This is a genomic window from Flagellimonas myxillae (assembly GCF_023502235.1).
Taxonomy (GTDB): domain Bacteria; phylum Bacteroidota; class Bacteroidia; order Flavobacteriales; family Flavobacteriaceae; genus Flagellimonas; species Flagellimonas myxillae.
Genome location: NZ_JAMFLY010000001.1, coordinates 198,126 through 211,450, shown reverse-complemented (window position 1 = coordinate 211,450; position 13,325 = coordinate 198,126). Strand labels below are relative to the sequence as shown.

Here is a 13,325-nt window from a genome sequence, read left to right as displayed (position 1 = left end):
TTATTAATTCGTCGTCGTTTCGAGTCAACTTCTTATTCCCATTTCCAAACCTTTCAACTCCGCCATTCCCATGGCCCGCCCTATTAGTGAGTAACCCGGATAAAATTCCTGTTCCCTGTGCTTGTCATCGAGTATCAAATGACCGTGGTCCGGCCTCATCGGGATGTCAACTACACCTCCAATTGTACTTCTCCGTTGTTGTTCCCCCACAATTTCCTTCATCACGCTTGCCATATCAACCGAACCATCGAGGTGGGAAGCTTCATAGAATCCACCATGGGCATCCCGCTGCACATTTCTTAGATGGATAAAATGGATTTTGGCCCCAAAATCCCGAATTATCTTGTTCAGGTCGTTAGCCTTGGTTGCCCCTAGAGAACCCGAACAGAATGTTAGCCCATTACTAGGAGACGGACAACTGTCAAACACAAATTGTAAATCCTCGTAGGTAGCAGCAATTCGGGGAATTCCAAACACGGGAAATGGAGGGTCGTCGGGGTGAATGGCCAACTTGACTCCCAGTTTCTCCGCCTCGGGAACAACGGCTTTGAGGAAATATACAAGGTTATTCCGCAACTCAGTTTTGTTCATCTCGCTTACACGATCCAGGTTGATTTTAAATTCATTAAGCGCAATGGGGTCCTTCGAGCCTGGCATCCCAGCCAAAATGGACTGTTCCAAAGCCTTTTGGCCTTCTTTGCCCAAGTCCTGGAAATAGGCTTTTGCTTGATTTGTTTCTAAATCCGAATACATGGAATTCGCCTTTTCCCTTTTTAAAATATAGCGGTCAAAAGCAGTGATAGCGACCGGATCAAAAAGAAGACTAATGGCTCCGGAAGGAAGTTGGAAATGGAGGTTGGTCCTTGTCCAATCGATCAAGGGCATAAAATTATAGCATACCACAAAGATTCCCTCGGCTGCCAAATTCCGGAGGGTTTGTATATAATTTTCAATATATCGGTCCCGTTCCGGCAAACCATATTTAATGGCATTGTGGACATTGACACTCTCAACCACCGACCATTCCAATCCGTGCGCCTCAATTTCCGTTTTGAGGGCTTTGATACTATCCGATGGCCAAACTTCTCCAATAGGAATTTTTCCGCAAGCGGCTACAATACCATCAACATTCAATTGTTGAATCTCCCTTAGGGAAACGCCAAAAGAAGGGCCAAACCATCTGAATGTTTTTTTAAGGTATTTCATTGGCTAAACTCCAGAAAATGAACTAAAACCACCATCCACTTCAAAAATGGAGCCCGTTACAAAACTGGATGCATCGCTTAACAGGTAATGGACCATTCCATTGAGCTCGGAAGCATCGCCAAACCGTGCCATGGGGGTATTTGCAATTACTTTTTGACCTCTTTCGGTGTAAGACCCATCTTCGTTGGTTAAAATTGCCCTGTTCTGATTGCCAATAAAAAATCCTGGGGCAATGGCGTTAACCCTGATTTTATCACTGAATTTGGACGCAAGTTCATTGGCCATCCACTTGGTAAAGGCATCCACGCCAGCCTTGGCCATGGAATACCCCAAGACCCTTGAAATACTCTGTTTGGCGGCCATGGAAGAAATGTTGATGATGGAACCAAAACCGGCATTTGCCATGATTTCGCTTAAAACCAGGGTGGGTGTAACCGTTCCAAATAGATTTAAATCCACCACCTCACGGGTATGGTCAATTTGAATATCATAAATAGTCTGTCCCGGTTTAAGGGTTGCTCCGGGAATATTGCCCCCAGCCAAATTTATCAGGCCATCCAACTTTTCAAACCTATTGTTTATGGTATCCTTCAGCTGATGCAATTCTTGGGCATTCATCAAATCGAGTACAAAAGTGTGGGTCCTACCCTGTTGGATTTCATCCAATTCCTTTTGCTTAGCGGCCAATTTTTGGGTGGACCTGCCCAATAGAATTACATGTGCTCCTTGCCTAACCAAATAGGTAGCTATAGACCCCCCAAGAATTCCTGTAGCTCCAGAAAGCAGATAATATCTGCCCTTTAAATCGAATAGTTCATCCATACAAAATGCGTTTTGATATTGCCATACACACAGTACTCATAAAAGGGGCTTCCAAAATAGGTGAGTAGGTAAAATTGGGGACTAAGGAAACTGGTGCCTTTACTAATGGCATTAGCCCTTTACATAATCGGTTCCATACGGATGGCGTTGTGGTCGTTTTAACATGGCGTTGGCCTCATCATCATTGATAAACTCCTCCTTGTCATTGTCCCACTCCAATTTTCTGGGCAATTGCATGGCGATATCACTGATCAAACAAACCACACATGCCTTGTGCCCTGACTCAATTGGGGAGATTGGGGCTTTTCTGCTTTTGATACAGTCCAACCAATTCCCATGTTGATCGGCAATTTTATAAAGATGGGTTTCATTTTCCCCTATTTCGGATGTAAGGATGTCTGGGTTGGAAGCTGCCAGTGCTTTGTTGCTCTGTTTTTTGGAAACCGGATCGGATGCCGAGGCACTATAGTTTCCTCTGGACACAAAAATCCACCCCTCACTACCTTCATATCGGATTCCGTTGGTGTACCCGCCACTGGTGTAAACGGTTATACCGTTTTGGTATTCCTGCTTTACAAGGAAGTCCCCATGCACGTTCCACAGTCCGGATTTCGGGAATTCGGCAATGGCCTCTACTGAAGTTGGTCCTGAAAGTTCCGTGTCCATCCCCCAAGCAGCCGAATCGTAGTGATGTTGACCCCATCCCGTGATCATTCCGGCGCCATAGTTTCGGATACGTAACCAGCCCGGCCTACTATAATCGTGCTGGGGATGAACCCCAGTTTCCGTATAGGCCACCTTTGGGGTGGATCCCAACCACATATCAAAATTTAAATTAGCGGGAATCGGCATTTCAGGAACTTCTGGTCCGGATGGATCCCCCGGGAGTCCAATTTTAACCGTATGCAATTTTCCAATTCGACCGTTTCTCACCAATTCTGCAGCAATGCGGAATTGTTCCATTGCGCGCTGCTGGGTCCCAACCTGCAAGATTACTTTTTTCTTTTGGACAGCTTCGCGTAGCTGCTGCCCCTCTTTCACAGTCAAAGAAGTAGGTTTCTGTAGATATATATCCTTTCCAGCCAAAGCGGCTTCCATTGCAGGTTGGGAATGCCAATGGTCAGGAGTACTGATCACCACGGCATCTATATCCTTGTTCAGGAGCATTTCCCTATAGTCCTCATAAATCTTGGCATTGACATATTTGTCTTTTCCGGTTTTTTCCTTGTAGTAGGTATCCACAAGAACCTTAGCATCCCTGGCCCTCTTGGAGTCCACATCGCACACCCCTATAAACCTGGTTTGATCAAATCTAATGGTATCGTGAATATCATGGCTGCGGGCTATTCGGCCACAACCTATCTGTCCAATATTGATTTTATTGCTCGGTGCGTCTTTCCCTAAAACATGGGCCGGGACTATACTTGGAAAACCGACCAGCGCGGCGGTTCCCAGTGCAGATTTGTTAATGAACTTTCTTCTTTGCATTGTCTGGTTATTTTAGTCTTTTAATTTGATAATCTGTGGTAGTTTCGCAAACACTTGCCAATACGCTTCCGCTTCGGCCGCGGTAAGCTCGCCCTCAAACACTACCATCCTGTAAGTGAGTTGATAATTTTTCCCTGATGCTATTTGCCATGGCTCGTGCCGGATCGGACAAAACTCAAAAAACATGTCTCCCCTACCTCCATTGGAGTCCACGGGCCATATTCTCATAGGTTCTGGGTGCATTCGATTTTGCGGGTGGCTTAAAAACAAGATTCCATTGGTTCCCTTCCCATCCGAGGACTCACCGCTGACCATGCACCAACGGGCGTTTGAACCATCGGCATTAAAACGATCTTTCCCTTCTGAAGTAAGAACCTTACAATTGTCTTTATCCCATCGTTCGGTAAAGCGCATTCCAAGTCCGCCGCCATAGCGATAGGCCTCGAGGAGTATCCCGGATTCCAAGGGAGAACTAAAGTTGGACGTATAATCCAATAGGTATCTATCGGGATGTGATGAATTCCAAAGTCGCAATTCAATAGTTTCATTTAAGGCAATGCTGTTTTGCTTGCCTGCACCAAGGTCCAAATGTTCCTGATGTGCCGTAAAAGAAGTAAACACCTTTCCGGAAACCATTGGCCCAAATTCCTTGAAGGTGACGGTACCTTGTCCTTCGCCCAAATTCCAAAAATCCACGGACCTCTCCCCAATCCTGGTTCTTGTCCATGGACCCCAAATGCCATAATGGTGATAGTGGTCCGGGGGTTGAATCCTAGTTAGGGTATCTCCTTTAGGAGTCATCAACGGATGCACATAACCCGATTTCCGGAAGATGGAGTCTACGCCTTTGGGTGGATATTTTGTTTTATGACGATACGAAACAACAGGATTGCCTTGCAAACGCAACTGTAAAATTTCCCCATCCAATTCATAGTCCACAGTCGCTGTTGGGTCGCCAACAGCCTTTTTTGTGTCGAGGGAATATCTTGTACTCCCAGAAGCAGTATGGAGAAACCATATTTTTCCTGAAGCTTCGGAATCTTGCTGAAAAGGCACCTCAATCACTCCATCATTTTCCTCTTTGGTCAATATAATTTCCTCCGGGCTCAAACCCCATGGTTCCAAATCTACAGCAACGGGGCCTTCAAAGCCATCCTTTCCAACCTCAAATCCAACTATTCCATTTTCCTGGCAGGAGCTAAGAAGTAAAATAATCAGAAAGAAAAATACAGATTTCATGAGGTTGGGTTTGGGCAAAATAATTTAGTTAAAACTAATTTCAATTGCACAATTTAAGTTGACAAAACTCAATTTAATAACTCGAAATCAAATCTAACCAAATGCAATATATTACGCAACCGATTGCATTAAATTTTAACTAAACAAGGAACAAAAACAGGCATTTTTGTAGATTTATGGTTAAGTAATCGATTTATTTTCTAAAATTTAGACGCTATTTGAATTTTATCATTAAACTTGTTGCATAAATTTTCGTCTTTGATTCCTTAGCGCATCCTTATAAATTTTAAAGCTGGACCCAAGACTTAGTAGCACCATACCCATGAAAAAAAACGCCATCAAAATCCTAGTTCCCGTGATGTTTTTACTAACGCTTGATGTTAGCGCCCAGGATATCAAGCCTTTTGAACTGTCCGAGGAATGGCTATCCAAAATTGGGGCCATAGCTCCCGAGCCATCGGATACTCCAAGTAGCGACAAACAGCACATCCTAATTTTTTCGCTGCATACAGGTTTTGAACATTGGACCATTCCACATACCGAGGCCGTGGTCAAGCTGATTGCCGAAAAGTCCGGAGACTTTACCGTCATGACTTCCAAGGACATCTCTGTCTTTGAAAAAAGGCATTTAAGGAAATTCGACGCTATTGTTTTGAACAATAATTGCTCTGTCGGCCCAAGGAGGGATTTGTTCTGGGATGCCCTTGAAGTAAACAATACCATGAGCGAGGAGGACAGGGCCAAAAAGGCAAAGCAGCTGGAAAAGAATCTCGTTAAATACGTGAAAAAAGGACATGGCCTGATGGTTTTACACGGTTCCATTGTAATGCAGAACAATTCCAAAGCTTATGGAGAAATGGTCGGAGGTAGTTTTGATTATCATCCAAAACATCAAGAGATCCATGTAAAGTTGGCGGACCCAACACACCCCTTGGTCCAGAGTTTTGAATCCACGGGATTTGTCCATCAGGATGAACCCTATTTTTTTAAGAACGCCTATTTTGATTACAATTTTAAACCCCTACTCTATTTGGAAGCAAACAAGCTTGAGGGGCTCAAAAAGGAAGTTCCGGACAACATCAAATATGTATCGTGGATAAAGCGATATGGCAAGGGCAAGGTCTTTTATTCCTCTCCTTCGCATAGTGCACAAAGCATGGAAAATTCAGCCTTGTTGAAGTTCTTTTTAAATGGACTCAACTATGTGGCCGGCAACTTGGAATGCGACGATTCGCCTATGAAAAAATATTGAAATGAAGGTAGGATTCGAAACTTCACCCTGCGGGGGGAGTTCTTTATATTATTGAGTATAGCTGAAACAGGATAAAATGTCAAAAAAAAATCATTTGAACCAAGAGCCTAGAGCCAAGTCAATGATTCGACTTTATTCTTGGTTCCTGCAGCAAAGCGTTCTTGCTTTCTCTCATTCAAAAATTGAATTGAAAAGTGTGATGTTTATGACAAATTATAATTAACTGGATATATAATTACTAGCGGTCAGCACAACCGATCATGGGTAAAAAAATAACTATATACGATTTAGCGGAACAACTCGAAGTCTCCCCGGCAACGGTCAGCAGATCGCTGAACAACCATCCTTCCATCAGCCTTAAGACCAAGACCAAGGTGCTTACCGCAGCAAGGAATGCAGGATACAAGGTGAACAAGTTTGCGGTGAACCTCAGCAAACAGAAATCCAATACCATTGGGGTTATCGTGCCCAAATTGGATTCTGCTTTTATGTCCACCATGTTGGCAGGGGTTGAAAAAGTGGCCAATGAGGCAGGGTACAATCTGATTATTAGTCAATCCTTGGAGTCCATGGAAAAGGAAAAAATGAATGCCCAGGCACTATTTCAAAGTGGTGTGGATGCCTTAATTGTTTCTTTGGCCTACGACACGAGCAGCTACGAGCATTTCACCAATTATATCAGTGCTGGTGTCCCTGTGTTGTTTGTGGACCGTGTATTTTCTTTGGATGATTGTGCCACTATCGTTATTGACAATCGAAAGGCCGGCTATGACGCGACCAAACATTTGATTGCACAAGGTTGCCGGAACCTTCTTCATATTTCCGGTCATTTAAATCGGAGTGTTTACGCAGATCGGCTTAGTGGATTTAAGACCGCCCTGGCCGAATCCGGAATAAAGTACTCAAAAGCGAATGTTTGGGAAAGCGATCTTGACCCCAAAAATGTGAACGAATTAGTGGATTTCTTAAAACAGACCGATGTTTCCTTTGATGGCATTTTCGTCTCCAACGACCGATTTGCCGCAAGCTGCATCAAAGAACTACAAAAAGCGGGATTTGACATTCCAAAGGACATTAAGGTCATTGGATTTAACAACGACCCCATTTGTGAATTGATAACCCCATCGTTGAGCACCATTGACTATCCTGGATACCAAATGGGGGTATTGGCGGCCCAAGGGGCAATCAATCACCTCAATGGCAATATTGATTTACACCCAACCAACGCCATCAGTTTGAGACACCAATTGATTATCCGGGAATCCACCGCAAACAGCTTCAATTAGGAAAAATACCTAAATGCTTTCCCTTATCTTTAAACCTCAACCGAATAGGAATTTTGGATGTTCCAGAAGACCATGACCTCAATCCACACGCTCCATGAAAATATTTAGCCTGACCTGGATTTTAGCCTTCAGTTTTATCTCCTTAAATCCTCTACATTCCCAGACAAACCCAAAACCCACCTATGTGATTGTCCACGGAGCTTGGGGCGGTTCTTGGGCATTTAAGGAAGTAGATTCCCTACTTACTGCCACAGGAAACCTCGTCTATCGCCCTTCCCTTACCGGGCAAGGGGAACGGGTGCATTTGGCCAGTACCCATGTAGGTTTGGACACCCATATTATGGATGTGGTAAATATGATTCTCTACGAGGAACTTCAAAATGTGATTTTGGTGGGCCATAGTTACGGTGGAATGGTTATCACCGGGGTAGCGGATAGCATTCCTGAGAGAATAGCTAAAATGGTGTATTTGGATGCCATGGTTCCCAATGATGGGGAGAACGTCGTCACCTTGTTTGCTGGCGATGGAATGGACTATGAAATCAAGGACGGACATGTTGTTGCCCCTTGGGTTCCTGAGGGCAAGGCACCTCCAAAGGATGTTCCCCATCCTTACAAGACTTGGACCGATAACATCTCCTTAAAAAACCCGGAAAGGCTCAAAATTCCCTCATTCTACATTCTTACCGTAGGTAAGGGCATGGATCCCGAAACAGATGATTTTGCCTTCCACGCATCACGCGCCCGTGAAATGGGCTGGTCCATGCTTCAAATGGAAGCGGACCACAACCCCCAATGGTCGGCCCCTAAAGAATTGGTCTCGTTTTTCAAGAAAATTGAGCTTCGCTAGTTTGGAACGGTCATTTGCCTTCCTTTGCTATAATCCCTAACTTCAATGTCCATTTTTGAGGATATTGTACACTATAATAGACATAGAGACGACCGGGAACGGCATCAAGGGCAATAAAATCACCGAGATTGCCATATTTAAGTTTGATGGCACCCAAATTATAGACGAGTACACTACCCTGGTGAATCCACAGAGCCCCATTCCAAGTTTTATCACGGGTCTTACCGGGATTGATGATCAAATGGTACGGGACGCCCCTACTTTCGCCGAAATTTCCCAAACGGTGCTTCAGTTTACCCAAGACTGCATTTTTGTGGCCCATGCCGTAAATTTTGATTACGGGGTGATCAAGGAGGAGTTCCGACAATTAGGGATTTCCTTTGTTAGAAAAAAAATCTGTACGGTACGTCTCTCCCGTAAACTGATTCCTGGCTTACAATCATATAGTTTAGGGAAACTCTGTTCGGCCGTAAAGATTCCTCTGAAAGATAGGCACAGAGCGCGTGGCGATGCACAAGCCACCACCATTTTGTTCCACAAATTGGTGAATTTGCCCGGTTCGGAAGGAGTCATTCAAAAGTTCTTGAATGCGCGAAGTCAGGAAGCCACCCTCCCACCGCATTTACCCAAATCGATATTTGATGCGATTCCGCACAAGCCCGGAATCTACTATTTTAAAAACCAAAAAGGGGAAATCATCTATGTAGGCAAGGCCATCAACCTAAAAAAAAGGGTGCTGGGACATTTCTACGATAAGAGCACCAAGGAAACTAGGATGTGTAGGGAAACGGCCTCCATAGATTTTGAACTATCGGGAAGCGAGCTGGTGGCCCTATTGATGGAATCTGCCGAGATCAAGCGGCATTTCCCAACTTACAACAGCGCGCAAAAACGGATTGGGAGACAATACGCGCTATTTACCTATGAGGATAGAAAAGGGATTGTTCACCTGGCCTATAACACCTTAAAGGGAGTTCCCAACCCCATTAAGGTATTCTATAACCAAACGGATTGCAGGGCCTATTTGGAAGAACTGTGCAAAACTTTCTCGCTTTGTCCTAAATATTGCCATCTGCAACAGACCAACGCTAGTTGTTCGCACCATAAAATAACAACATGTAATGGCATTTGTGCTGGGGAAGAGGCTATTGAAGATTACAACCAAAAAGTGGAAAGCGCCATTTTTAGCATTAAATCGGCCCAAAGCGAAATCCGAATTATCAGGGAAGAAGGTCGCCATTCCAATGAGAATGCCGTGGTATTGATTGAAGAGGGGGTATATAAGGGTTACGGTTTTATAGACCATCAACTCGAAGTCTCCTCATTGGAGGATATCGCGGCATTCATTATTCCACAAAAAAATACCTTGGAAACCCAACGTATCGTGGAATCTTTGTTACCAAGGTCGGAGTCCTTTGTGCTTTAACCCAGTTTATTTGTTGATTTTCCGGTACATTTTCACCATAAAAACAATCCAAGCAATCAGAATTAGGGCCGCAAGTATGATATAAGGGAGAAGAATATCCATGGTAAACAAACTAGTTTAAAAGAAGCCCCAATACCGGAATTCCAGCAGCTGGAATTCTTAATGTTTCCTATGGAAAAGTACCACCAAAAGGAATAGATCCTTTAGGTATAACCCAAATTTAGTAAGAAAATGGATACGTTTTTCCGGGAAGGCTTAAAGAAATTGGTAGTACATCGAAAAATCAGACCTTGAGCGTCACCTTAAACACCTGGGGCTCTTCCGTTAGCAAGTGAAATCCTTGGTGTAATTGGTCTTGTGCAACCGTATAGGGGTAAAAAGAAATAGGTTCTATACAAACCATGTTAGGTACTTCCGTCCAGCACATGAAATTTCCAAACCCTTCTGTGGTCAGGCTTATCTCTTTTTTATCCTTAAGGGTTATGGACTCGCAGTTTTCAACGGACAAGGCCCGGCTGCCCACTTCCAAAACCTGGTTCAGTGAAATTTCCAGTTCCCCTGCTACAATAATGGGGTTCTCCAAATACAGTTTGAATGCGGGATGATATCCCAACATAAAAGGCATATCCTTCTCTCCCGAAATCTTGAAGGTAATCTCCAATTGGTTTGCCGTAAGGTTGAAGCTCTTTTCAAATTGAAAGGAATAAGGCCATGTGAGCCATTCTTCCGTAGACTTTTCAGGGAATTTTGAGTTTTTTACTGCAGTACCTGCTTTGTACTCTTTTCTATAGGTGGCTGAAGATGTTGTACTTGAAACCAGTTTGTATTGCATTTGGCGCAAGTGTCCATGCTGATCCTGTATGGCATTCCCTTTACCAACCTGTACCCTAAAGCCGGCCTCATTTACGGGACCAATAATGGGAAACATCTCCGTATCCGAACTTCCCCAACCTGGACTCCCTTTTTGATGGATAAACTCGTGGTCTCCATGAATAAAGCTTACAAGTTCACCTAGGTCAATGGCTACGGAACTGTTTTCGAAGTGTAGGTAGGTCATTTTCTGGAGTTGATCAATCTATAGATAAGTATTGCGGTACGCTTGGTCAAAGCTTCAATGGTATTAAGGTTCACGGTCTCTTGGGGCGTATGCGCTCCTGTGCCCATGGTTCCGAGGCCATCCAGGCAATCCACGTATTCGGCCACAAACGAAACATCGGCTGCCCCCCGCTTTCCAGGATCATAAGCCTTTACCTCCCCTTGGCCCAAATCCAAACTGACCTGGTTCAGGATTCCCAACAGCGCATGGTTCCCTGATGTGGGCCGCATGGCTGGATAGCTATCAGTGAACGTAATTTCAGCGGCGGTCTTTGGTAAATTTTGGCTTACAATTGTACGCATTTTGTTCCGTGCACGTTCCTTTTGTTCTTCTGAAATGAATCGCAGCCCTCCTTTGGCCATCGCCTTTTGGGCCACCACATTGCTTTTTCCAAAGGCATCTCCCTTGCTGGTGGTCGAATCAAAGTTAACAAAAGTGCCTCCCAAAAGTGTACCTGGATTGAAGGTCAGCAAGTCCTCGCCCTTTACATCGGTGTAAAATTGATGCAGGATTCGAGACATCTCAAAAATAGCGCCTGCGCCTACATTTTCACTGAACACCCCAGAGGAATGTGCTCTTTTACCAGATACCTCCAAAGCCCAACCGGAAGCGCCCCTTCTGGCTACAGTAGCATAATTGAACCCCGTCGAATTCTCAAAACCCAAGGCAATGTCGCTTCGCTTCGCCGCATCTATCAAATCCTTTCGGCTGATGGATAATGGTTTCCCGGTACTTTCCTCATCACCCGTGAACGCTACAATAATCTGCGCATCATCCAAAAGCCCATTTTCATGCAGTGCCTTTAAAGCGTATAATACGATCACATCCCCGCCTTTCATGTCATTTCCTCCGGGTGCGTGGGCAATGCTGTCGTTGATTTTCTTAAATGTTTGGAAAGGACTGTCTTCCTCGAAAACGGTATCCAAATGGCCTATCAACAACAACTTTTTACCTTTGGTTCCAGAGGTTTCGGCGAACAAATGCCCTGCTCTCCCCATTTCTGATGGTAATGCTATCCACTGCGTGTTAAAATTGATGCCCTCAAAAGCATCCTTGAACACCATTCCCACTTCCTTGACCCCCGTGAGGTTTAAGGTCCCGCTATTGATGTTCACCACCTTTTCCAAAAAATTTATGGCATCCCCATTGTTTTTGGTTACGGTGTTTACAATTTTCTTTTCTGTTCGGGATAGCTTTTGTGCCGTAGTTCCGTACACACAAAACATGATGCACGACACCAATAATTTCAGCTTAGTTTTATTCATTTTATAAATTATTAATGGCTCCGTCCATCCAAGACAACCGATTTTCAATCCAATTTGATAGGTAATTCAATTCCGATTCGTAGGTGTTGCCAACAAAATTATTGGGCCATACATAGCTTCCCAAAACTCCCCAAGTGGAAAAGTTTGCGTTGGCAGCTCCTGATTCATTCAGTAAAAGTGAATATGCGTTAATTTTATCCAAGATCTGGTCATTGGAAAAGGTATCTGCTCTAAGGGCTTGCCATCGTGCCCGTAGTTTTGAAACAAATTGTGGATCCTCCATCAACCGCGACCACCAAAAAGGAATTAGCCAGGTATCATTTGAACAGCGCTCGTTAAATTTATAAGCCCAAACATTGGTTTCGCCACCACCGCAATAATCCGCATTACCGAAGGCCAAATTAAAATCCCAGATGGGCCCCATCTTTAATTTTCCATTTTTATCCTTATGCATAAAGGTGCTTAGCCGATAGCCATCCACGTTGTTGGAAATTTCGTTTAGAAGAAAGAAATCGATAAAACTATCCACATCAATATAAGCTGTGTAACCCAAATCAGGGTCTGTGAAATCATCCGATGCCAAGGCCGTTTCGAAAGCGCCTATATAATTCGAAATATACGTTTTTTGTTCAGCTGTTATGTCTTCTGCATCCGGCTCTTCATACAAGAAATAGATTTTTTGGTCAAAGCTAGCCATTGGGGGATCGTATTGTGAAACAAAGGAGTTCTGGTCATTATAACCTTCTCCCAAATTGGAGCCTGCGGTCTTATCTATTTTTAAAATATACCCTCCAGTAAGATCTTCTCCAGAGTTTTCATCATCCTTAAGTTTATTGATGTCAATGCGTCCTGAATCCCGCTTTAGCTTTTCCATGAACACATAAAGGCCTTGATAAGCATCATTGATGGTTACCTCGACAAATTGGGTGCGACTAGCATAGCGCTGTATTGCCCGAGACAAGTCATAGATAAGCATGTTCCGCATTAAGGATTTATCACTGTATGGTGCATATAATACCCAATCTTCTTCCTCAGGATAATCCAACAAGGACACATCCAAATCTTCGTTGGCTTCATCACGAGTTTCAAATCCATAGGATTTTTTTGGGAACATCTGGGAGGATGCCCCCCTAATTTCGATGCCTAATTTCCCTTCATACGTGACTAAATCAGCTTTTGTAACAATAAAACTAGCGTCTATTTTCGGTTCGTCTACAATTGTGCCTCCCTCTGTATTTATAATAAATTGTGGAAGCTTGCTTTCTGGTGGGATCAAATTTTCTTCTTCCTTCCCATTGTTTTCATCGGGAACCGTAGCATCTTCTGTGCTACAGGCAAAACTGATTAGAAATACATAAAAAAGGAAACAATATCGCATAGGGGAACTGGAATCAA

At 43.9% G+C, this 13,325-nt stretch carries 11 protein-coding genes; 4 read left to right on the top strand and 7 right to left on the bottom strand.

What is annotated here, in order from left to right:
- Positions 1-24: 24 nt before the first annotated feature.
- The 4 genes from uxuA to M3P07_RS01005 all read right to left on the bottom strand — a co-directional run bounded on the left by uxuA (position 25) and on the right by M3P07_RS01005 (position 4,755).
- Positions 25-1,206 carry a mannonate dehydratase gene (gene uxuA / locus M3P07_RS01020; RefSeq protein WP_249968032.1) on the bottom strand — a complete coding sequence of 394 codons (1,182 nt, stop codon included), beginning with the start codon at positions 1,204-1,206 and terminating at the stop codon, positions 25-27.
- Between the two features lie 3 nt (positions 1,207-1,209).
- Positions 1,210-2,028: an SDR family oxidoreductase gene (locus M3P07_RS01015; RefSeq protein ID WP_249968031.1), complete on the bottom strand. Its 819-nt coding sequence runs from the start codon at positions 2,026-2,028 to the stop codon at positions 1,210-1,212.
- 111 nt (positions 2,029-2,139) lie between these two features.
- Positions 2,140-3,516, bottom strand: coding sequence for a Gfo/Idh/MocA family protein (locus M3P07_RS01010; protein ID WP_249968030.1), 1,377 nt, complete (start codon positions 3,514-3,516; stop codon positions 2,140-2,142).
- A 12-nt stretch (positions 3,517-3,528) separates the two neighbouring features.
- Positions 3,529-4,755 (bottom strand): DUF6807 domain-containing protein, encoded by a 1,227-nt coding sequence (locus M3P07_RS01005; RefSeq protein ID WP_249968029.1) that lies wholly within the window; start codon positions 4,753-4,755, stop codon positions 3,529-3,531.
- 322 nt (positions 4,756-5,077) lie between these two features.
- Between M3P07_RS01005 and M3P07_RS01000 the strand changes: the two genes are divergently transcribed.
- From M3P07_RS01000 to M3P07_RS00985, 4 genes are all read left to right on the top strand, one after another.
- Entirely contained in the window at positions 5,078-6,007 is a 930-nt protein-coding gene (locus M3P07_RS01000) for a ThuA domain-containing protein (protein ID WP_249968028.1), read from the top strand.
- Between the two features lie 260 nt (positions 6,008-6,267).
- Entirely contained in the window at positions 6,268-7,293 is a 1,026-nt protein-coding gene (locus M3P07_RS00995) for a LacI family DNA-binding transcriptional regulator (RefSeq protein ID WP_249968027.1), read from the top strand.
- A gap of 94 nt (positions 7,294-7,387) precedes the next feature.
- Entirely contained in the window at positions 7,388-8,143 is a 756-nt protein-coding gene (locus M3P07_RS00990; protein ID WP_249968026.1) for an alpha/beta fold hydrolase, read from the top strand.
- Positions 8,144-8,207: 64 nt separating this feature from the next.
- Entirely contained in the window at positions 8,208-9,569 is a 1,362-nt protein-coding gene (locus M3P07_RS00985) for an exonuclease domain-containing protein (RefSeq protein ID WP_249968025.1), read from the top strand.
- A gap of 283 nt (positions 9,570-9,852) precedes the next feature.
- Here the strand turns inward: M3P07_RS00985 and M3P07_RS00980 are convergent, their stop codons facing one another.
- The 3 genes from M3P07_RS00980 to M3P07_RS00970 are packed head-to-tail and all read right to left on the bottom strand — an operon-like array spanning position 9,853 to position 13,308.
- Entirely contained in the window at positions 9,853-10,626 is a 774-nt protein-coding gene (locus M3P07_RS00980) for an aldose epimerase family protein (RefSeq protein WP_249968024.1), read from the bottom strand.
- Positions 10,623-11,930: a M20/M25/M40 family metallo-hydrolase gene (locus tag M3P07_RS00975; protein ID WP_249968023.1), complete on the bottom strand. Its 1,308-nt coding sequence runs from the start codon at positions 11,928-11,930 to the stop codon at positions 10,623-10,625. Before M3P07_RS00975 ends, M3P07_RS00980 begins: the two co-directional genes overlap by 4 nt.
- A gap of 1 nt (position 11,931) precedes the next feature.
- Positions 11,932-13,308: a CotH kinase family protein gene (locus M3P07_RS00970; RefSeq protein WP_249968022.1), complete on the bottom strand. Its 1,377-nt coding sequence runs from the start codon at positions 13,306-13,308 to the stop codon at positions 11,932-11,934.
- Between the last annotated feature and the right edge of the window lie 17 nt (positions 13,309-13,325).

What these genes read in the sequence shown, in the direction of transcription:
- M3P07_RS00975 (WP_249968023.1), bottom strand. Translation starts at nt 11,930, where the DNA reads ATGAATAAAACTAAGCTGAAATTATTGGTGTCGTGCATCATGTTTTGT.
- M3P07_RS01010 (WP_249968030.1), bottom strand. Translation starts at nt 3,516, where the DNA reads ATGCAAAGAAGAAAGTTCATTAACAAATCTGCACTGGGAACCGCCGCG.
- M3P07_RS01015 (WP_249968031.1), bottom strand. Translation starts at nt 2,028, where the DNA reads ATGGATGAACTATTCGATTTAAAGGGCAGATATTATCTGCTTTCTGGA.
- M3P07_RS00980 (WP_249968024.1), bottom strand. Translation starts at nt 10,626, where the DNA reads ATGACCTACCTACACTTCGAAAACAGTTCCGTAGCCATTGACCTAGGT.
- M3P07_RS00990 (WP_249968026.1), top strand. Translation starts at nt 7,388, where the DNA reads ATGAAAATATTTAGCCTGACCTGGATTTTAGCCTTCAGTTTTATCTCC.
- uxuA (WP_249968032.1), bottom strand. Translation starts at nt 1,206, where the DNA reads ATGAAATACCTTAAAAAAACATTCAGATGGTTTGGCCCTTCTTTTGGC.
- M3P07_RS00970 (WP_249968022.1), bottom strand. Translation starts at nt 13,308, where the DNA reads ATGCGATATTGTTTCCTTTTTTATGTATTTCTAATCAGTTTTGCCTGT.
- M3P07_RS01005 (WP_249968029.1), bottom strand. Translation starts at nt 4,755, where the DNA reads ATGAAATCTGTATTTTTCTTTCTGATTATTTTACTTCTTAGCTCCTGC.
- M3P07_RS01000 (WP_249968028.1), top strand. Translation starts at nt 5,078, where the DNA reads ATGAAAAAAAACGCCATCAAAATCCTAGTTCCCGTGATGTTTTTACTA.
- M3P07_RS00995 (WP_249968027.1), top strand. Translation starts at nt 6,268, where the DNA reads ATGGGTAAAAAAATAACTATATACGATTTAGCGGAACAACTCGAAGTC.